Annotated in this window: 16 protein-coding genes and 1 pseudogene; 12 read left to right on the forward strand and 5 right to left on the reverse strand. The window is 71.7% G+C overall.

Translation table 11 applies throughout. The features are described 5' to 3' along the window. Nucleotides 1–7: 7 nt before the first annotated feature. On the reverse strand, nucleotides 8–775 hold the full coding sequence (gene map, locus OHA73_RS33600; protein WP_266715342.1) for a type I methionyl aminopeptidase: 768 nt from the start codon (nucleotides 773–775) through the stop codon (nucleotides 8–10). Nucleotides 776–837: 62 nt separating this feature from the next. Here map and OHA73_RS33605 point away from each other — a divergent pair, with 62 nt between their 5' ends. The 7 genes from OHA73_RS33605 to OHA73_RS33635 all read left to right on the forward strand — a co-directional run bounded on the left by OHA73_RS33605 (nucleotide 838) and on the right by OHA73_RS33635 (nucleotide 8,789). Next, nucleotides 838–1,089, forward strand: coding sequence for a helix-turn-helix domain-containing protein (locus OHA73_RS33605; protein WP_327656913.1), 252 nt, complete (start codon nucleotides 838–840; stop codon nucleotides 1,087–1,089). 138 nt (nucleotides 1,090–1,227) lie between these two features. Continuing rightward, nucleotides 1,228–2,529, forward strand: coding sequence for a hypothetical protein (locus tag OHA73_RS33610; protein ID WP_327658577.1), 1,302 nt, complete (start codon nucleotides 1,228–1,230; stop codon nucleotides 2,527–2,529). A 208-nt stretch (nucleotides 2,530–2,737) separates the two neighbouring features. Next, on the forward strand, nucleotides 2,738–4,018 hold the full coding sequence (locus OHA73_RS33615; protein ID WP_327656914.1) for an aspartate aminotransferase family protein: 1,281 nt from the start codon (nucleotides 2,738–2,740) through the stop codon (nucleotides 4,016–4,018). Between the two features lie 91 nt (nucleotides 4,019–4,109). Beyond that, nucleotides 4,110–5,654 (forward strand): PucR family transcriptional regulator, encoded by a 1,545-nt coding sequence (locus OHA73_RS33620; RefSeq protein ID WP_327656915.1) that lies wholly within the window; start codon nucleotides 4,110–4,112, stop codon nucleotides 5,652–5,654. 110 nt (nucleotides 5,655–5,764) lie between these two features. Continuing rightward, entirely contained in the window at nucleotides 5,765–6,607 is an 843-nt protein-coding gene (locus OHA73_RS33625) for a nitrilase-related carbon-nitrogen hydrolase (RefSeq protein WP_266715346.1), read from the forward strand. A gap of 25 nt (nucleotides 6,608–6,632) precedes the next feature. Further along, on the forward strand, nucleotides 6,633–8,039 hold the full coding sequence (hydA, locus tag OHA73_RS33630) for a dihydropyrimidinase (protein WP_327656916.1): 1,407 nt from the start codon (nucleotides 6,633–6,635) through the stop codon (nucleotides 8,037–8,039). A gap of 66 nt (nucleotides 8,040–8,105) precedes the next feature. Then, nucleotides 8,106–8,789 carry an alpha/beta fold hydrolase gene (locus OHA73_RS33635; RefSeq protein WP_327656917.1) on the forward strand — a complete coding sequence of 228 codons (684 nt, stop codon included), beginning with the start codon at nucleotides 8,106–8,108 and terminating at the stop codon, nucleotides 8,787–8,789. Nucleotides 8,790–8,849: 60 nt separating this feature from the next. On the opposite strand, the pseudogene OHA73_RS33640 reads toward OHA73_RS33635, so the two are convergent. After that, nucleotides 8,850–9,554: pseudogene (locus tag OHA73_RS33640) on the reverse strand (aldo/keto reductase); the annotation flags it as partial. An 11-nt stretch (nucleotides 9,555–9,565) separates the two neighbouring features. Between OHA73_RS33640 and OHA73_RS33645 the strand changes: the two are divergent. Next, a complete protein-coding gene (locus OHA73_RS33645; protein ID WP_327656918.1) occupies nucleotides 9,566–10,519 on the forward strand; it encodes an MFS transporter in 954 nt (317 codons plus the stop codon). Nucleotides 10,520–10,630: 111 nt separating this feature from the next. On the opposite strand, the gene OHA73_RS33650 is transcribed toward OHA73_RS33645, so the two are convergent. Beyond that, nucleotides 10,631–11,263 (reverse strand): response regulator transcription factor, encoded by a 633-nt coding sequence (locus OHA73_RS33650; RefSeq protein ID WP_327658578.1) that lies wholly within the window; start codon nucleotides 11,261–11,263, stop codon nucleotides 10,631–10,633. Beyond that, on the reverse strand, nucleotides 11,263–12,480 hold the full coding sequence (locus OHA73_RS33655) for a sensor histidine kinase (RefSeq protein WP_267068672.1): 1,218 nt from the start codon (nucleotides 12,478–12,480) through the stop codon (nucleotides 11,263–11,265). The genes OHA73_RS33650 and OHA73_RS33655 overlap by 1 nt, the downstream gene beginning before the upstream one ends. A gap of 125 nt (nucleotides 12,481–12,605) precedes the next feature. On the opposite strand from OHA73_RS33655, the gene OHA73_RS33660 reads away from it, so the two are divergent. Both OHA73_RS33660 and OHA73_RS33665 read left to right on the forward strand, forming a co-directional pair. Next, nucleotides 12,606–13,376, forward strand: a complete 771-nt coding sequence (locus OHA73_RS33660) for an ABC transporter ATP-binding protein (protein ID WP_327656919.1) — start codon at nucleotides 12,606–12,608, stop codon at nucleotides 13,374–13,376. Nucleotides 13,377–13,381: 5 nt separating this feature from the next. Continuing rightward, entirely contained in the window at nucleotides 13,382–15,802 is a 2,421-nt protein-coding gene (locus OHA73_RS33665) for an ABC transporter permease (protein WP_327656920.1), read from the forward strand. A gap of 13 nt (nucleotides 15,803–15,815) precedes the next feature. On the opposite strand, the gene OHA73_RS33670 is transcribed toward OHA73_RS33665, so the two are convergent. Next, the gene (locus OHA73_RS33670) at nucleotides 15,816–17,036 is read right to left on the reverse strand and encodes an MFS transporter (RefSeq protein ID WP_266715375.1); all 1,221 of its coding nucleotides are present in this window, start codon (nucleotides 17,034–17,036) and stop codon (nucleotides 15,816–15,818) included. Nucleotides 17,037–17,285: 249 nt separating this feature from the next. Between OHA73_RS33670 and OHA73_RS33675 the strand changes: the two genes are divergently transcribed. Both OHA73_RS33675 and OHA73_RS33680 read left to right on the forward strand, forming a co-directional pair. Beyond that, nucleotides 17,286–18,167 (forward strand): oxygenase MpaB family protein, encoded by an 882-nt coding sequence (locus OHA73_RS33675; protein WP_327656921.1) that lies wholly within the window; start codon nucleotides 17,286–17,288, stop codon nucleotides 18,165–18,167. 153 nt (nucleotides 18,168–18,320) lie between these two features. Continuing rightward, nucleotides 18,321–19,343: a TIGR03842 family LLM class F420-dependent oxidoreductase gene (locus tag OHA73_RS33680; protein WP_327656922.1), complete on the forward strand. Its 1,023-nt coding sequence runs from the start codon at nucleotides 18,321–18,323 to the stop codon at nucleotides 19,341–19,343. Nucleotides 19,344–19,374: the final 31 nt, after the last annotated feature.

Genomic DNA, 19,374 nt, shown 5'->3' on the forward strand with positions numbered 1-19,374 from the left:
GCCCGGTTCAGCGAGCCGTGAGGATGCGGGGGCCCGCCTCCGTGATCGCCACGGAGTGTTCCGCGTGGGCGGCGCGGGAGCCGTCGTTCGTGCGGAGGGTCCAGCCGTCGGACGCCTCGTGGTAGCCGTCCCCACCACCCCCGATGACCATGGGCTCGATGGCCAGCGCCATGCCGTGCCGCAGCACCATGCCGCGCCCGGCCCGCCCCTCGTTCGGCACCCCGGGATCCTCGTGCATCCGCCGACCGATCCCGTGCCCGCCGAAGTCCTCCGGAATCCCGTATCCGGCCTCCCGGCACACGGTCCCGATCGCGTGCGCGATGTCCCCGATCCGGTTCCCGACGACCGCCGCCGCGATCCCGGCCGCGAGCGCCCGCTCGGCCGTCTCCACGAGTCGTACGTCCTCGGGCCGTGCCCTGCCCACCGTGAAGCTGATCGCGGAGTCGCCCGCCCACCCGTCCAGCTCCGCCCCGAAGTCGGCCGAGACCAGGTCCCCGTCCCGCAACCGGTACTTGGTCGGGATCCCGTGCACGATCGCGTCGTTCACGGACACGCAGAGCACGGCGGGAAACGGTGTGGGCGCGAAGCTCGGCCGGTAGCCGAGGAAGGGTGAGCCCGCGCCCGCCTTGCGCAGCACGTCGTGTGCCACCTCGTCGAGCTCCAGCAGGCTCACGCCCACGGCAGCGTGCTCGCGTACCGCGGCGAGGGCGTCGGCCACGACCCGGCCCGCCTCCCGCATCGCGTCGATCTGTGTATCCGTCTTGAGTTCCACCATGCCAATAACTATACCGGTATTTAAATCCGGTACAAAAATGGGGTCTCGGGTAGAGTGGGGGCATGGTCCGAACCCCCTTGACCCCCGAAGAGCGCGAACGTGGCGAGCACCTCGGCCGGCTGCTGCGCGAGGCGCGGCTCGGGCGCAGCATGACGGAGGTGGCCGCGGGCGCGGGCATCTCCGTCGAGACGCTGCGCAAGATCGAGACGGGTCGAGCGCCGACCCCGGCCTTCTTCACCGTCGCCGTGCTCGCCCGTGAGCTGGGCCTTTCCATGGACGAGCTGATGACGCGCTGCGCCTTGGCGCCGGCCTGACGGACGCCCTGGCGCCCGCTTGACCGGTGCCGGTGTCCGTGTCGAAAAGTGCGCGTAGCACCCCCGTAACACGGGAGGTGTTTGCTTCCGGAGCGTAAGGCTCCAGGAGTGCGACGATCGGCGGGGCGCGTGGCGGAAGTGGGACAACTCCCGGACCGGGTACGGGACTTCGCGACATATCTGCAGGGCCTCAACGCCCGGCTCGACCAACGCGCCGGCTGGTGCGGCGTCTTCTGGCAGCGGGATCCCGAGGGCATGCGGGCCTGTCTCGACGGCAGCGAGGTGCCGCCGTGGGACGTGGTGGAGGCGCTCCTGAAGGACCTCGCGTCGGCGACGGGTACCGAGCACGCCGAGCGTGAGGCGGCCCGGGCCCGCGCCCTGCATCGAGCGTCCGTGCGCGCCCACGACGCGGGGCCCGGCGCACGCGCGCTGCTCGCCGACCGGATGGACGTGATGGTGCGCGAGCGGCGGTACGCGGAGCGGCGCCTCCGCGAACTCGGCGCCCGCCTCGAATCCGCCGTCGACGAGGAGGCGGCCGACGCCGTCCGTTTCGACCTGGCCTGGGTGCGCGACGACCACGAGCGGGCGACGGCACGGATCGCCGAACTCGGGGCGAGGCTCGCGGAGTTGGGGCCAACCCCTGCGGGTGCGGCTGCGGGTGCGACTGCGGGGCCGGAAGGGTCCGTACCCGGTGCTCGCCCGGCCCCGTCGGCGCCCCGCCCGGCGCCCGCCAAGGAGCGCAAGCGCCGACCCCGGGGCAGCGCGCGCTTCGCCGGGATGCCGGTGGACGAACCGGAGCCGGGGGCCGTCCCGGCACCCGTTCCCGCCGCCGCCACTCCCAAGGGCGCCCGGTTCGCCGGCGCCGCGGCCGAGCAGGAGGCGGCGGCCCCCGCCCCGCCGCCGGCCGACGCCACCGCCCACGTCGACGTGTCCGCGACGGTCACCCTCCTCGCCCGCCACCGCGCCGAGGGCCGCAGCGGCGAGGCGCACATGGTCCTCGTGGACGCCGCCTCCGGGCCCGCCGCCCATTTCCCGCTGCTCGCCGCGGAGTTGACGCGGTCCGGGCTCGGCGCCGACTGGGCCACCCTGCTGTGGGAGGCCGCGTCGTTGCCGCTGGACCGTCTTGTCGCCGCCGCCGACGCGCTGGTCGCGGCCGGCCGCACCGGCGACGGTCGGCAGCTGCTGCGTCAGGGCATGGGCAGCCCGCCCGCCGAGTTCGGCGCCGCGGTGCACCGGCTCGACGAGGAGGGCCGGCACCACGAGGTCCGCACCCTCCTCGACGCGTACGTCCGCGGCCGCACCCCCGAAGAGGCCGCCCACACCGCGCGCGGCGCCCCCGACCGGCTCGTACCCCTGCTCCTGGACGCGGCGCGGCGGGTCTCCGAGGAGCGGTACTGGGACGTGGTGCACGCGCTGCGCGTCGCGGGCCTCGCACACTGAACCGTCACCCGCACGGGTGCCGGGGCCGCCCCGATCCAGCGGGTTGCCGACGATGCCCTTGGCAAGCCCTCCGTTGAGGCTTACGTTCGTCCCTCTACCGCCGTTCTACGTGCGTAGAGGCTTAGGCGCAGACGTATCTGCGTAGAGGCATACGCGCAGACGTACCTGCGCAGAGAAGTAGAGACGTAAGGAAGAAGGAGTGCTGCCGATGACCACCCCCTCCCGAGCCTCTCTGCACGACCGCCACCGCGAAGTCCTGCCGGACTGGCTGGCCCTGTACTACGACGAGCCGATCGAGCTCACGCACGGCGAGGGCCGGCACGTCTGGGACGCCGAGGGCAACAAGTACCTGGACTTCTTCGGCGGCATCCTCACGACGATGACGGCGCACGCGCTGCCCGAGGTCACGAAGGCGGTGAGCGAACAGGCCTCCCGGATCGTCCACTCCTCGACGCTCTATCTGAACCGGCCGATGGTCGAACTCGCCGAGCGCGTCGCCCAGTTGTCCGGAATCCCGGATGCCCGCGTCTTCTTCACCACGTCCGGCACCGAGGCCAACGACACGGCGCTGATGCTCGCCACCGCGTACCGCCGCTCGAACCAGATCCTGGCGATGCGCAACAGCTACCACGGCCGCTCGTTCTCCACGGTCGGCATCACCGGCAACAAGGGCTGGTCGCCGACGAGCCTGTCCCCGCTCCAGACGCTGTACGTGCACGGGGGCGTACGTGGCCGTGGCCCCTACGCCCACCTGGCCGACGCCGAGTTCATCGACGCCTGCGTAGCCGACCTGCGGGACATGCTCGGCCAGACCCGTGGCAACGTGGCGGCGCTCATCGCCGAACCCATCCAGGGCGTCGGCGGCTTCACCTCCCCGCCCGACGGCCTGTACGCCGCCTTCCGCGACGTCCTGCGCGAGCACGGCATCCTGTGGATCTCGGACGAGGTGCAGACCGGCTGGGGCCGCACCGGCGAGCACTTCTGGGGCTGGCAGGCGCACGCGGAGTCGGGGCCGCCGGACATCCTGACCTTCGCCAAGGGCATCGGCAACGGCATGTCGATCGGCGGCGTCGTCGCCCGTGGTGACGTCATGAACTGCCTTGACGCCAACTCCATTTCGACGTTCGGCGGCTCCCCGATCACCATGGCGGCGGGCCTCGCCAACCTCTCGTACCTGCTCGAACACGACCTCCAGGGCAACGCCCGGCGGGTCGGTGGACTCCTCATCGAGCGACTGCGGGCGATCGCCGCGAGCGCGCCCGGCGTCCGGGAGGTGCGGGGGCGTGGCCTGATGATCGGCATCGAGCTGGAGAGCCCCGGCCCCGGCCCCGACGCGGCGCAGGTCATCGAGTCCTGCCGGGCGCAGGGGCTTCTGATCGGCAAGGGCGGGGGCCACGATTCGAGCGTGCTGCGGATTGCTCCGCCGATGACCTTGACGGTGGCGGAGGCGGAGGAGGGGGCGGGGATTTTGGAACGGGCGCTCCATTGAAGCCCCGCCGGCGATTGAGGCGCGGGGTCCGGGGCGGAGCCCCGCGACCGCTCGCCGGGTAACCGTGCAACACGAGGGAGACCCTCAGCACATGTCCGCCCACACCCTCTCCGTCCGCCAAATACTCGCCCTGGACCGCATCGCCGCCGGCCAACCGGAGGTGGTCGCCGCGGCCGAGCACCTCGACCGCCCCGTCCGCTGGGTGCACGTGGCCGAGGCCGCGGACGTGGGTGTGATGCTGAGCGGCGGCGAGATGATCCTCACCACGGGCGTCCTGCTCGCGGACGACGAGCGGCTACAGGCCGAGTACATCGACTCCCTGCACCGCGCGGAGGCCGCCGCGCTCGTCCTGGGTCTCGGCCGCGCCTTCCCGTCCTCCCCGGAGGGAATGCGGCGCGCCGCCGAACGGCACGGGCTGCCCATGGTGGTGCTGCACCGTCCGTTCCCCTTCGCCGAGTTGACGGAGGAGGTGCAATCCCGGCTCGTACGAAGGAAGTTCGCCGCCGTCAGCCTCTCCGAGGGCATCCGTACCTCGCTCACCGGCCTCATCACGGCGGGCGCCCCGCTGCAGGGACTGCTCGACGAGATCGCCGCGCACAGCGGTTGCCCGGTCGTCCTCACCAACCTCGCCCACCGCGTCCTCGCCACGGCGGGCGAACACCCGTCCGTAGACGACGTGTTGCGCGACTGGGACCGCATCGCCCGGCAGCCCGGCGGGGTCGACGGGGAGGGCTGGATCCGCGCGGACCTCGGCGGACGCGGCGAACGCTGGGGCTCCGTCGTGCTGTGCGGGCACCGCGGTGACGGCGCGTCCGGGCGGCTGCTCGCGGACCGTGCGGCGGAGGCCCTGGTGCTGCACCACCTGCTGTCGGGCTCCGGGCCGAGCTGGGAGGAGCAGTCGGCCCGCTGTCTCCTCGCGGACCTGCTCGCGGGCGGCGCGCCGGCCCGCGGCCTGCTGCCCCGCGCACGCGCGGCGGGCCTCCCGGTGAACCGCCGCACGTTCCTTCCCCTCGTCGTACGCGACACTTCACCGGCCCAACTCGACCGTCTGCTGCGCCTGTTGGGGCTGTCGGGCCTCGTGGCGGAACTCGCCGAGCACTCCACCGCCGTCCTCCTCAGCCTCGCCCGCGACCAGGCGCCGGAGGCCCTCGCCGCACACTTCGCCGACCGTCTGCGCGCGGAGACCGGTGACGCGCGGGCCCTCGTCGCGGCCGGCCCCGCCAGTACCGCCTGGGAGGACGTGCCGGAGGCGCTGCGCGAGGCCCTGCACGTGGCCGACGCCGTCACCGGCGCGCCGCCCGGCCTCCCTCCGGTGGTCCGTATCGGCGACGTACGACTGCGCGGTCTCGTACGGCAGTTGCGCGACGACCCTCGCGTACAGGCCTTCTCGGAACGGGAGTTGGACGCCATCCTGGCCTCCGAGGACGCCGCGGAACTCCTCCCGGTCCTGCGCGGCTACCTCACCACCGGCCGCAACAAGTCCCGCACCGCCCAGCTCACCCACATGAGCCGCCCCGCCCTCTACCGCCGCCTCCAGTCCATCCAGACACTGCTCGGCATCGACCTCGACGACTTCGAGCAGGCCGCGTCCGTCCATCTGGCCCTGCTCGCGCACGACGCGCAGTCGGGACCGTGACACCGTGCAACGCCCGCGGCCCCGCGCGTGACACGCTGCGACTCGGCGGTGCCGCTCCCCGCTCCCTATCGTCGACACCACACAGTGCAACCCCCTCTCAGGGAGGTCCGATGAGCCCCGTGATCCGCGCCGCCATCTTCCAGACCGCATGGACCGGCGACAAAGAGTCCATGATCAAGGTGCACGAGCAGGCGGTCCGCGACGCCGCCGCCCAGGGCGCCCAAGTCCTCTGCTTCCAGGAGCTGTTCTACGGCCCGTACTTCTGCCAGGTGCAGGACGCGAAGTTCTACGAGTACGCGGAGTCGGTGCCGGACGGACCGGTCGTCCAGCGCTTCCAGGCCCTGGCCCGCGAACACGGCATCGTCCTCGTCCTCCCCGTCTACGAGGAGGAGCAGCCGGGCGTCCTCTACAACACGGCCGCCGTGATCGACGCCGACGGCAGCTATCTCGGCAAGTACCGCAAGACGCACATCCCGCAGGTCAAGGGCTTCTGGGAGAAGTTCTACTTCCGCCCGGGCAACAGCGGCTGGCCGGTCTTCGACACGGCGGTGGGCAAGATCGGTGTGTACATCTGCTACGACCGGCACTTCCCGGAGGGCTGGCGCGCGCTCGGCCTGGAGGGCGCCCAGATCGTCTTCAACCCCTCGGCCACCTCGCGCGGCCTGTCCCGCTACCTCTGGCAGCTGGAGCAGCCGGCGGCCGCGGTCGCCAACGAGTACTTCGTCGGTGCGATCAACCGTGTGGGCGTCGAGGAGTACGGCGACAACGACTTCTACGGCACGTCGTACTTCGTCGACCCCGAGGGCCGGTTCGTGGGCGAGGTCGCCGACGACAAGGCGCCCGAACTCGTCGTCCGCGAGCTCGACATGGCGAAGCTGCGCGAGGTCCGCGACCGCTGGCAGTTCTACCGCGACCGCAACCCGCAAGCGTACGAGCCCCTGACCCGCCCGTAACCGCAGCAGCCCTCAGGAGGAGCACATGAGCGCCGTCCGTACGGTCATCCGCGGCGGTCTCGTCGTCACAGCCGCCGACGAGATGCACGCCGACGTCCTCATCGAGGACGGCCGCGTCGCGGCCCTCGCGGCCACCGGCAGCAGCGCCGCCGCGTCCTGGACGGACGCGCGCACGATCGACGCGTCGCAGAAGTACGTCATCCCCGGCGGCGTCGACGGGCACACCCACATGGAGATGCCGTTCGGCGGCACCTACGCCGCCGACACCTTCGAGACGGGTACGCGGGCCGCGGCCTGGGGCGGCACGACCACGATCGTCGACTTCGCGATCCAGTCGAAGGGCGGGTCGCTGCGCGAGGGCCTCGACGCCTGGCACGCCAAGGCGGACGGCCAGTGCGCCATCGACTACGGCTTCCACATGATCGTCTCCGATGTGCACGACGACACGCTGAAGGAGATGGATCTGCTGGTGGGGGAGGGGGTGACCTCCTTCAAACAGTTCATGGCGTACCCGGGCGTCTTCTACTCGGACGACGGGCAGATCCTGCGGGCGATGCAGCGGGCCGGTGAGAACGGCGGCCTGATCATGATGCACGCGGAGAACGGCATCGCGATCGACGTCCTGGTCGAGCAGGCGCTGGCCCGCGGCGAGACCGACCCGCGCTTCCACGGCGAGGTCCGCAGGTCCCTCCTGGAATCGGAGGCGACGCACCGCGCGATCAAGCTGGCGCAGGTGGCGGGCGCGCCGCTGTACGTGGTGCACGTGTCGGCGCAGGAGGCGCTCGCGGAGCTGGCGCGGGCCCGCGACGAGGGCCTCCCGGTCTTCGGCGAGACCTGCCCGCAGTATCTGTTCCTGTCGACGGACAACCTGGCGGAGCCGGAGTTCGAGGGCGCGAAGTACGTGTGCAGCACGCCCCTTCGCCCGAAGGAGCACCAGGCGGCACTCTGGCGCGGCCTGCGCACGAACGACCTCCAGGTCGTCTCCACCGACCACTGCCCCTTCTGTTTCAGCGGGCAGAAGGAGCTGGGCCGCGGCGACTTCTCGAAGATCCCGAACGGGATGCCGGGCGTGGAGAACCGTATGGACCTCCTCCACCAGGCCGTCGTCGACGGACACATCACGCGCCGCCGCTGGATCGAGATCGCCTGCGCAAGCCCGGCGAGGATGTTCGGCCTGTACGGCAAGAAGGGGACGATCGCGCCGGGCGCGGATGCGGACATCGTGATCTACGACCCGGTCGCCGAGCAGACGATCTCGGCGGAGACGCACCACATGAACGTCGACTACTCGGCGTACGAGGGGAAGAGGCTCACGGGGAGGGTCGAGACGGTGCTGTCCCGTGGTGAACTCGTGGTCACGGAGCGGGAGTTCACGGGGCGGGCGGGGCACGGGGTTTACATGCCGCGGGGGACGTGTCAGTACCTTGGATAGTGCCCTGACCTACTCCCTTCCGGATCATGCACGGCGTACGCGGGGGGCTTCGCTTACGATGACGCGGTGAAGTTCGTGATGGTGCCGGGTGGTTGGCAGGGCGGGTGGGCGTTCGACGCGGTGGCGGCCGAGTTGCGCCGCGCCGGTCACCTGGTCGAGGCGGTGACCCTGGCAGGGCTGGAGCCGGACGGCCCCGCCGACGTCGACCGGCCGCCGAATCTCGACAGCCACATCGACCAGGTGGCCGAGATCATCGAGGACGGCGGTGAAGGACCCCTCGCGCTGTGCGGACACAGCTACGGCGGGATGGTGATCGCCGGTGTCGCCGACCGGCTCGGCGACCGTCTCGATCAACTCGTCTTCATCGACGCCTACGTCCCGGAGGACGGCGATTCGTGCTGGTCGCTGACCAGCGACCAGTTCCGGCACCAGTTCATGGCCGGTGTCCGCGACGACGGTCGCTGGGTCGCGGCCCCCGGCGGGGCCGACCCTCGTGCGCGACCGCACCCGCTGGCGAGCTTCCTCCAGGCGCTCAGGCTGCGAAGCGGCCCCGGACGCGCGGTCGGCCGCACGTTCATCAGTGGTGGCACCTGGCCGGGCAGCCCGTTCACAGCGGTGACCGAACGGCTGCGCCACCACTCGGACTGGCGGGTGCACGAGATTCCTGTGGGCCACAACATCGCGCGTCGCGATCCGGGAGGTCTCGCCGCGGTCCTCGGAGCGCTCCCGCCGGCTGACGGGAGCGGGTGACGTGGCTACGCGGCCCCGACCGGGGCCGGTACTCGGCAGGTCACCGTCGATGACCACGGGTCATTCTCGGGCCGCCGCCGTGCTGCTCATGTCGGCGTAGCGGGCGCCCGCCACCTGTGCCGCCAGCGGTTCGAGCGAAGCGAGTTCGGCCGCGGACAGGGTGAGCGTCGCTGCCGCGGCGTTCTCCCGCAGCCGGGACGATCTGCGGGAGCCGGGTATGGGGAGGACGGTGAGGCCGTGGCGGCGGGACTGGTGGTGCAGCCATGCCAGCGCCGTCTGTGCGGGGGTCGCGGCGTGCTCCGCGGCGATCGCGCGGACAGCCCGGAGGAGCGTGTCATTGGTGCGTGCCTGCTCGCCGTTGAAGCGGGGCATCGTCAACCGGGCGTCGCCCGCGCCCAGTTCGCTGCTGTCGGGGAGTGCGCCGGTGAGCAGGCCGCGGCCGAGGGGGGAGTACGCGACGAACGCCACGCCGAGCTCCGCGGCCGTGGGTACCGCCGACGTCTCGACATCGCGGCTGAAGAGCGACCACTCGGACTGGAGCGCGGTGATCGGGTGGACGGCGTGGGCGGCACGCAGTTCGGGGCCGGTCACCTCGCTGAGCCCGAGGTGGCGGACCTTGCCTTCCTGGACGAGTTCCGCCATCGCGCCGACGGTCTCCTCCAGCGGGACCGAGGGGTCGCGGCGGTGCGCGTAGTACAGGTCGATGGTGTCGATGCCGAGGCGCTTGAGGCTCGCGTCGGCGCATCGGCGGACATAGGCGCGGTCACCGACTCCTGGTGGCCGCTCGCGCGCTCCAGGGTGTGGGCGGTGCGCTGCTGACGCCGGCGACGCTGATGCTCGTCTTCACGACGTTCGCCCCGGGCCCGGAGCGTAACCGGGCCACGTCCGTGTGGGGCGCCGTCGGCAGCGCGGGCCTGGCGGCGGGCTCGCTGCTCGGCGGTGTGCTGACCAGCGCCTTCGGCTGGAGCTGGGTCTTCTTCGTCAACGTCCCGCTCGCGCTGATCGCGGCGTTCGCCGCCACCCGGATCCTGCCGGCCGACCGCCCGCTCGACACCGGCCGCAGCTTCGACGCCTTCGGTGCCGCGGTCGCCACCATCGGTTCGACGCTGCTGGTCTTCGGCCTGGTCAGCGGTCCGGCCAAGGGCTGGGGCTCGGTGGAGGGCGCCGGTGCTCTGGCGGTCGGCGCGCTGCTGCTGGCTGTCTTCACGCTGATCGAGAAGCGCTCCGCCGACCCCCTGGTGCCACTGAAGCTGTTCCGCCTGCGGGGCCTGAACATCCCCATGCTGGCGTTGATCGTCTTCCAGGCATCTCTGGGCGGCACGTACTACCTGTTCACCACCTACCTGCAGTCCGTGCTGAACTACAGCCCGTTCGAGGCCGGTATCGCCTTCCTGCCGCCGACCGTCATCTGCATGGCGGTGGCGTCCTCGGGGGCCGAACCGGCCCAGCAGGGGGTCGCCTCGGCGCTCGCCTCCACGTGCCGTCAGATCGGCGGCGCCCTCGGCCTCGCGGCCCTGGTCGCGGTGGCGAACGCGCACACCGGCCACAACCCCGACCCGCACGAGCTGCTCGGCGGGCTGCGGACGGCAGGGTGGGTCGCGGCTGTGGGGACGCTCGGCGGTGCGTTCATCGGACTCGGCCTGAAGAAGCAGCCCCGGCCGGCCGCCACGCCTGCCGCCACACCGGCGTCGAGGCCGGAAGTCACCGATGCTGCGACGCAGTCCGGCTGACGCCGCCTCGACGGAATGAGTGACCGGGCTCCCGCGCCCCACCGGTACGGGCGCCCGGAACAGGCGCGCCGCGGCGTCACCCGACGCTCGGCGGCGAAGATCCTGTGTGTGTCAGGCCCGCAGGTACGCCAGGACCGCGAGCACCCGTCGGTGCCCTTCCGTGGCCACCGGAAGGTCCAGCTTGGTGAAGATGTTGCCGATGTGCTTGTTCACGGCCGCCTCGCTGATGAACAGCTGCTTGGCCAGGTTCGCGTTGGTGCGGCCCTCCGCGATCAGCGAGAGCACCTCGCGCTCCCGGGCGCTGAGCCGCTCCAGCGGGTCCTGGCGCAGCTGGACCAGCTGGTGGATGACCTCGGGGTCCACCACCGTCCCGCCTGCGGCGACCCGCTCGATCGCGGCCGTGAAGTCCGCCACCGCGCTCACCCGCTCCTTGAGCAGATAGCCGACCCCGGCACCGCCGCCCGAGTCCAACAGGCGCAGGGCGTACGAGCGTTCCACGTACTGGCTGAGCACGAGCACGGGCAGCCCGGGAAACTCCTTGCGCAGTTCGACCGACGCCCGCAGCCCGTCGTCGCCGAGCGTCGGCGGCATCCGTACGTCGGTGACGATCAGGTCCGGACGGTCGGCGCGGACCGCGGCGAGCAGCGCGTCGGCGTCGCCGACCGCCGCCACCACCTCGTGCCCGACCCGTTCGAGCAGCCCGATCAGGCCTTCGCGCAACAGAACGGCGTCCTCGGCCACGATCAGGCGAAGCGACACGGAACCTCCACGTGCAACAGGGTGGGACCACCGGACGGACTCGACACCCGCATCCGGCCGTCAAGAACGGTGACCCGGTCCGCGAGCCCCGTCACACCGCTGCCCGTCGGGTCGAGGCCGCCCCGGCCGTCGTCCTTGATGTCGAGGATCAACAGATCGGAATGGTAGCGACCGTGCACCTCGGCGGTCGCGGCGCCGCTGTGTTTGGCGATGTTCGTCATGGCCTCGTTGATGAGGTAGTACATCGTCGTCTCGAGCTTCCTGGGCAGCCGCTCGGGCAGCTTCAGATCCACCGTCACCGGGATCGGGAACCGGCCCGCGTAGTCCTGGATCGCCGCGACGAGCCCGTGGTCGGCGAGCACCGGCGGGTTCAGTCCCCGGATCAGGGCCCGCAACTCCTTGTGCGCCGTGGACAGTTGACGCTCGGCCTGGGTGAGCAGCTCGTCCTGGGAGGAGCCCGGCTCGGCGTCCAGACGCATCAGGCCCAGCGTCATGCCCAGCGACACGAGGTGCTGCTGGGCTCCGTCGTGGAGGTCCCGCTCGATGCGGATCAGCTCGGCGTCGAAGGAGTCGAGCAGCCGCGACTGCGAGGCGCGCACCTCGCGCAGCTCCTCGCCCAGCTCCCGGTCGCGCGGGGCGAGGAAGGAACGGGCCATGGCGGCGCGCGCCCCCGCCCACGAAGTCACCGTGTACGGCGTGGAGAGCAGCACGAGCACGCCGAACACCGTCCACGGCCAGGTGTCGCCGTCGGTCGAGGCGATGGTCGTGGCCGGCAGTCCGAAGGAGAAGCCGAGCACCAACAGGTCGAGCCACCACAGGGCGACGGCCGACAGCAGCGTGAACATCAACTCCCGCCACGTCGCTGGCTCCTTGAGCCGGGTGGCGGCCCAGCCGCGCAGCCCCGGGACCTCCGGGGCGCGGTGCGGGTCGCCGACGTGGTCGAGGTCGACCAGGCGCAGCCTGCGGCGCTCCACCGTGGCGACCACGGTCGAGGCGAAGACCAGGCCGACCAGGGGCGCGACCCCGATCAGTACGACCAGGAGGATCAGGCCCGCGGCCAGGCCGAGGGTGAAGACGAGCACCGCCGCGGCCCCGACCAGGACACCACCGCTCAGATACGCCAGGGACCGCCAGGGCCAGCTGGAGGTCAGGAAGCTCAGCGGCCGCTGAGCCATGGCCTGCCAGGCCGTTGTGGGTTGCATACGGCCAACGTACCCAGCCGGTCTCTCGTGGATCTCCGGGAAGCCCGGGAGGTAGAGCTACCTCTACCTCAGGAGTAGAGAGCGGGTCAGTGCCCCGACCACCCCCCGTGCAATGGAATCAGGGCATGACGACGACAAGCCACACCACCCCCACGCAGGACGCGGTCGAGCTCCACGCCGTGCGCAAGGTCCACGGCACCGGCGGACGACAGGTCACCGCCCTGGACGGCGTCTCGCTCTCCTTCCGCCGCGGCACCTTCACCGCGATCATGGGGCCCTCCGGTTCCGGCAAGTCGACCCTGCTGCAGTGCGCGGCCGGTCTCGAGCAGCCCTCCGACGGACAGATCGTCCTGGCCGGTGTGGACATCGGCGCGCAGAACGAGATGCAGCGCACCGAACTGCGCCGCAAGCACGTCGGCTTCGTGTTCCAGGCCTTCAACCTGGTGGAGTCCCTGACGGCGGCGCAGAACGTGGAGCTGCCCTCCCGGTTCGCCGGCCGCAAGGTCAGCCGCGAGCAGGTCGCCACGGCGCTCGCCTCCGTGGGGCTCGCCGACCGCGCCGGGCACCGCCCCAGTGAGATGTCCGGCGGCCAGCAGCAGCGCGTCGCCCTCGCCCGTGCACTCATCACCCGGCCCGACGTCCTCTTCGCGGACGAGCCGACCGGCGCCCTGGACACCGTCACCTCCCGCGAGGTGCTGCGGATGATGCGGATGCTGGTCGACCGGGAGGGCCAGACCACCCTGATGGTCACCCACGACCCGGTCGCCGCGGCCCACGCCGACGTCGTCGTCTTCCTCAAGGACGGCCGGATCGCCGACCGCATCCCCCTCGACCAACGGGCCGGCGCCGACAACGCCGCCGCGATCGCCACGCACATGGCCCGGCTGGAGGCCTGACCGACATGCTGATCCTCGCGAACGTACGTGAACGCTGGTCGGGTTTCCTCGGTGCCTTCGTCGCCGTCCTGGTCGGCGTGGCCCTGATCACCACCACCCTGGTCATCCACGACTCGGCCCGCGCCAAGGTCCAGCCCCGCTACGAGGGCACCGCGGCCCTCGCCCTGCCGAAGCAGGCCGTCGACGCCGACGGCAGCCCCGAGGACCGGATGCCGTGGAGCAGGTCCGAGGCGGAGCCGCTCGTCTCCGGCCTTGCGAAGGTCCCCGGCGTCGCCCACGCCGTGGTCGACCGCTCCTTCTACGCCCAGGCCGTCAAGGGCGGCAGGCCCGTCACCGACGAGGGTGCCGAGGAGGCCGGGCACGGCTTCGCCAGTGCGCGGATGGCGCCGTACCGGCTGGTCTCGGGCCATGCTCCCGCCGCCGCGGACGAGGTCGTGGTCGACCGTGACCTCGGCGCCGCCGTGGGCAGCGAACTGACCGTCAACATCACCAAGGGCCGCGAGCAGTTCCGGGTCGTCGGCACGGTGGACGGCCCCGGCTACTACTTCAGCGAGAAGTTCGCGGCCGGGCAGCAGCCGGGCGTGAGCAACATCGCCCTGATCCCCGCCAAGGGCGCCGACACCGCGGCGATCGCCTCCGGTGCGAAGAAGATCATCGGCGACAACGGCAGCGTGGTCTCCGGCGACGGCCGCTCCGAACTGCAGCCCGAGTACATCGAGCACAAGCGTTTCCTGGGCGTCCAGCTGATCAGCGCCATGGCCCTCCTGGGCCTGTTCACCACGGTGTTCGTGGTCGCCTCCATGCTGGTCCTGTCCACCGGGATGCGCCGCCGGGAGATCGGCCTGCTGCGCACCATCGGCGCCTCGCCCAAGCAGATCCGCCGCATGATCCTCGGCGAGGCCGCCGTGGTCGGGCTCGCGGGTTCGATCGCCGGCTGCCTGGCGGGCGTGGCCGCCACGCCGATGCTGCTCTCCCTCCTCAAGGGCCTGGACGTGACGCCGCCCGACATGGAGATCACCGTCGCCGCATGGCCGCTGCTGACGGGCTCCCTGGTCGGGATCGGGGTCAGCGTCATCGGTGCCTGGAGCGCGGGCCGCAAGGCCGCCAAGGTCGCCCCCATCGAGGCGCTGCTCGACAGCCGCTCGGCCAACAAGGGCATGGGGCGCGGTCGTTGGATCGCCGGTCTGTCCGTCCTGGGCCTGGGTGTTGTGCTCGCCATCGGGACCGCCACGTCGACCGCCGACAACCGCATCAACATGGCGATCTTCGCCACGATGACGCTGATCGTCGCGGCGGCCCTGCTCACCCCGGCGTTCGTCGGTCCGGTCGGCCGGTTCCTGACCGCGCCGTTCCAGCGCGGCGGCAAGGCCGCTCCGGTCCTCATCCGGGCCGAGCTGGTCGCCAACCCGCGCCGCGCCGCCTCGCTGGTGGCCCCGGTGATCGCCGCCGTCGGCTTCGCGGTCCTGCTCAGCGGCATGGTGTCGACCATGCGGGTCGCCTACCCGGCCGGTGAGGCGCTGAAGGTCGCGGGCCAGACGATCGTCACGCCGGACGGCACCCCCGGCAACACCGACGAGGTCGTCGCCGACAACCCCGTGGGCAAGGCCGCCCTGCCGACCCGCGCCTTCGTCGAGACGAAGCACGGCAAGAACGCTGAGAACGCCGAGAACAGCGAGAACGCCGGGAAGTCCACCGTCCTGGACGTCCTGGGCAGCCGGGACGCGAAGTGGAACAAGCAGGGCGAGGCGGTCCTCGGCGAGAAGATGGCCGCCGACCTGGGTCTGAAGCAGGGCCAGGAGGTCCCGGTCCGGTTCGCTGACGGCGCCACGGTCACCCTGCGCGTCTCCCAGGTGCTGCCCGACGACCCGGCCCGCGGTGACTTCGTGGTCGCCCGCGACCTGGTCCGCGCCCACGACCCGGCCGCGCTCACCGACGACATCTTCGTCCCGGGCGGCGCCAAGGCCTCTGCCGCGGCCCCCGGAGTCGCTCTGCACGACGCCGCCCAGTACGCGCTGGCCGACTACAACACCGACGCCAAGCTCACCGAGTCCCTCGCCATGATGCTGATCGTGATCGCCGTCGGCTACAGCGTGATCGCCGTCGCCAACTCCATGGCCATGGCGGCGCACGGCAGGCGCCGCGACTTCGGGGTGATGAAGTCCGCCGGTGGCACCGTCCGCCAGCTGCTGTTCACCTCGGCGGGCGAGACGGCCCTGGTCATCGTCATCGGCGCGGCCCTGGGTGTGCTGGTGACGCTGCCCCCGCTGGCCGGCATGGCGGCCGGTCTCTCCGAGGCCACCTCCTCGGACGTGGGCCTGCACCTGAACGCGGGCGTCGTGGTCGCCGCGATCATCGGCACCCTGGTGGCGGCGCTGCTCGCCGGAGCCGCGGTCACGTCGAAGACGCTGAAGCGGCAGGCGGTTTGAGCCCGAGTCGCCGTCAGGGCTTCGTCAGCGTGACCTGGTCGGCCTGCTCCGAGGAATCGGCCCCGGACGAAGCGACCACGTCGGACCGGCGAGTGCCGCGGTCCATGGCGCCGCCCGCGAAGGCCAGTGCGAGGCCGGCGAGGGCGAGGGCCGCGCCCACGAGGGTGGGGGAGGTCCAGCCCCAGCCCGCCGAGATGGACAGGCCGCCGAGCCAGGCGCCGCCCGCGTTGGCGAGGTTGAAGGCGGAGTGGTTGGAGGCGGCCGCCATCGTCGGGGCCGCCTCCGCCTTGGCCATGAGGAGCATCTGTACGGGCGTCGTGATGAGGGAGCCCAGCGCTCCGACGAGGGTGATGACGATGAGCGCGGGCACCGTGCTGTGGACCGCGAAGTAGAACGCCACGAGCGCCGCGGCGAGCAGGGCGAGACCCGCGTACAGGGTCGGGCGCAGGGCGCGGTCCGTGAGCGGGCCCGCGATCAGCGTGCCCAGCGTCATGCCGACGCCGTAGAGCGCGAGGACCAGGGTGGTCGAGGAGTCGGAGATGCCCGTGACGTTCGTCAGCATGGGCACCAGGTAGCTGTAGACGGCGAAGAAGCCGCCGAATCCGACCACGGCCGTGGCCAGGCCGATCAGCACCTGCCGGTTGCCCATCGCCCGCAGCTCGTGCCGGATCCCGCTCTGCCCGCCGCGCGGCTGGTGCGGGACGAAGAGGGCGAGCGCCGCGAGGGCGGCACCGCCGATGACGGCGACCGCCCAGTAGGCGGAGCGCCACCCCAGGTGCTGGCCGAGGGCCGTGCTCGCCGGGACGCCGATGATGTTCGCGACGGTGAGCCCGAGGAACATCTTCGAGACGGCGCGCGCGGCCCGGTCGGGTGTGACGAGCCGGGACGCGACGACCGCGCCCACACCGAACAGCGCTCCGTGCGGCAGCCCCGCGAGGAAACGCGCGGCGAAGAGCAGGCCGAAGTTCGGGGCGAGCGCGGACGCGACGTTGCCGATCACGAACAGGCCGGACAGGAGCAGCAGTAGCCGCTTGTGGGGGATGCGCGCGCCGATGCCGGTCAGTACGGGGGCGCCGACGACGACACCGAGCGCGTACGCGGAGACGAGATTGCCGGCGTGCGGCACCGACACGTCGATGCCGTCGGCGATCTGGGGCAGCAGCCCCATCGTGGCGAACTCGGTGGTGCCGATGCCGAACGCGACAACAGCCAGGGCCAGGAGGGCCAGCGGCATGGTGCAGGAAGCCTTTCGAAGAACGGGGAGGCCGGTCCCTGGGACAGAGATCGGCCGACAACTCGTGCAGCAGCAGGACGGACCCGCGCATTCCGCGATCGCCCCGCGCGTCCCCGTGACCTCGGTCACCCCGCGCCCCGTGACCGGGCGTCGTCGGTCTTGATCCTTGAAGGCAGCCGTACGAAGGTGGGGCGGCGGGCACGTCGGGGACACGGCCCTGTCGTGCGTCAAGGCCCAGGGAGGACCAGCGTGCGGCGCGACCACTGGATCCGACAGATCAGCCGGCTCGATCCCGACACCGACTACCACGAGATCTACGGCATCAGCTCGTCGTACGAGTTCCCCTGGGACACCATGCAGGCCCTCGGGTTCGCCCTCTACCGGACGTACGCGGTGCCGAGCATCGGTCAACTCCTCGGCCGGACCGGCGAGTTCACCGAGCGCGCGCAGAAGCGGTACGACGACACCGTGCTCATCCTCGACGCGGTCGGCGAGCACGGTCCCGACGTGGGGGAGGGGCGCGAGGCGGTGCGCCGGATGAACCGGATGCACGGCGCCTACGACATCTCCAACGACGACTACCGCTACGTCCTTTCGACCTTCGTCGTCGTGCCCAAACGCTGGATGGACGCCTACGCGTGGCGGCCGTACTCGCCGCGCGAGGTGCGCGCCGCGACCAACTACTACCGGGACCTCGGCCGGCGGATGAACATCAAGGACATCCCGGAGACGTACGAGGAGTTCGAGCGCCTCATGGACGACTACGAGCGCCGCCACTTCGCGTACGACCCGGGCGGGCACGCGGTCTCCGAGGCGACGCTCGACCTGATGGCGTCCTGGTACCCGGGCCCGCTCGGCACCGCCGCGCGCCGGGCCTCCGTCTGTCTGATGGACCCTCCGCTGCGCGCCGCGTTCGGCTACAAGGACCCGAACCCGACCGTCGAGCGGGTGGTGCGCGGCGGGCTCAGGATGCGCGGCCGGTTCGTCCGCCTCCTTCCGGCGCGCGGCACACCGCAGCACGGCCGGGACAGCAGCACGGTGCGCGGCTATCCGAACGGGTACCGGATCGCCGACCTCGGCACGTTCCCCGGCCGTGAGCCCGCGGAGGAGGCCCGACACTCGCACGGGTGACGGATGCGGGTGACGGACGCGGGGACAGATGCTGGACGCGCGTAGAACTCATCGGGCGGGCCTCTTGCCAAGCCTCCGTGGGAAGTCCAGGATTGTGGCTTTCAATGGCGGCTCGGCACCCGGAACTCGGCACTCGAACACGAGGGGCTCCCCATGGACTTCGGACTCGTCCTGCAGACCGACCCGCCCGCCTCCGCGGTCGTGGATCTGATGAAACGCGCGGAGCGCTCCGGCTTCACGTACGGGTGGACGTTCGACTCGGCCGTGCTGTGGCAGGAGCCGTTCGTCATCTACAGCCGGATCCTCGCGGAGACCGAGCGGCTGACCGTGGGCCCGATGGTCACCAACCCGGGCACGCGCACGTGGGAGGTCACCGCCTCGACCTTCGCGACGCTCAACGACATGTACGGCAACCGCACGGTGTGCGGCATCGGGCGCGGCGACTCCGCGATGCGGGTCGCCGGACGCAAGCCGAACACCCTCGCCCGGATCAGCGACGCGATGAAGGTCATCCGCGCGCTCGGCCGCGGTGACGAGGCGGACCTCGGCGGCGGCTCGGTCGTCCGGTTCCCCTGGGTGCGCGAAGGCGCCGAACTCCCCGTCTGGATGGCCGCGTACGGGCCCAAGGCGCTCAAGATGGCCGGCGAGGAGGCCGACGGGTTCATCCTCCAACTCGCCGACCCGTTCCTCACCGAGTGGATGATCAAGGCGGTGCGGGACGCGGCGAAGGAGGCGGGCCGCGACCCCGCCTCGGTCAAGATCTGCGTCGCCGCGCCCGCGTACGTCACGGAGGTCGACACACCGGCCGCGCTCGACCACGCGCGCGAGCAGTGCCGCTGGTTCGGCGGCATGGTCGGCAACCACGTGGCCGACCTGGTGGCCAGGTACGGCGCGCACTCCGGGATGGTGCCGGACGCGCTGACGGAGTACATCAAGGCGCGCGAGGGGTACGACTACGCGCACCACGGCCGCTCCGGGAACCCGGACACGGCGTTCGTGCCCGACGAGATCGTGGACCGCTTCTGTCTGCTCGGCCCGCCCGCCGCACACCTCGAACGGCTGGAAGCGCTCCGGGAGTTGGGCGTCGACCAGTTCGCCGTGTACGCCATGCACGACGCGAAGGAGGCGGTGATCGAGGCGTACGGCAGGGACGTGATCCCCGCGCTGAACGGATAACGCTGAACGGATGACACGGCCCGCGATCGAG

It is taken from the genome of Streptomyces sp. NBC_00483 (assembly GCF_036013745.1).
Taxonomy (GTDB): domain Bacteria; phylum Actinomycetota; class Actinomycetes; order Streptomycetales; family Streptomycetaceae; genus Streptomyces.

Excerpts from the sequence above, each read along its gene's own strand:
- map (WP_266715342.1), bottom strand. The coding sequence starts at position 775 with ATGGTGGAACTCAAGACGGATACACAGATCGACGCGATGCGGGAGGCG.
- OHA73_RS33605 (WP_327656913.1), top strand. The coding sequence starts at position 838 with ATGGTCCGAACCCCCTTGACCCCCGAAGAGCGCGAACGTGGCGAGCAC.
- OHA73_RS33615 (WP_327656914.1), top strand. The coding sequence starts at position 2,738 with ATGACCACCCCCTCCCGAGCCTCTCTGCACGACCGCCACCGCGAAGTC.
- OHA73_RS33620 (WP_327656915.1), top strand. The coding sequence starts at position 4,110 with ATGTCCGCCCACACCCTCTCCGTCCGCCAAATACTCGCCCTGGACCGC.
- OHA73_RS33625 (WP_266715346.1), top strand. The coding sequence starts at position 5,765 with ATGAGCCCCGTGATCCGCGCCGCCATCTTCCAGACCGCATGGACCGGC.
- hydA (WP_327656916.1), top strand. The coding sequence starts at position 6,633 with ATGAGCGCCGTCCGTACGGTCATCCGCGGCGGTCTCGTCGTCACAGCC.
- OHA73_RS33655 (WP_267068672.1), bottom strand. The coding sequence starts at position 12,480 with ATGCAACCCACAACGGCCTGGCAGGCCATGGCTCAGCGGCCGCTGAGC.
- OHA73_RS33660 (WP_327656919.1), top strand. The coding sequence starts at position 12,606 with ATGACGACGACAAGCCACACCACCCCCACGCAGGACGCGGTCGAGCTC.
- OHA73_RS33665 (WP_327656920.1), top strand. The coding sequence starts at position 13,382 with ATGCTGATCCTCGCGAACGTACGTGAACGCTGGTCGGGTTTCCTCGGT.
- OHA73_RS33670 (WP_266715375.1), bottom strand. The coding sequence starts at position 17,036 with ATGCCGCTGGCCCTCCTGGCCCTGGCTGTTGTCGCGTTCGGCATCGGC.
- OHA73_RS33680 (WP_327656922.1), top strand. The coding sequence starts at position 18,321 with ATGGACTTCGGACTCGTCCTGCAGACCGACCCGCCCGCCTCCGCGGTC.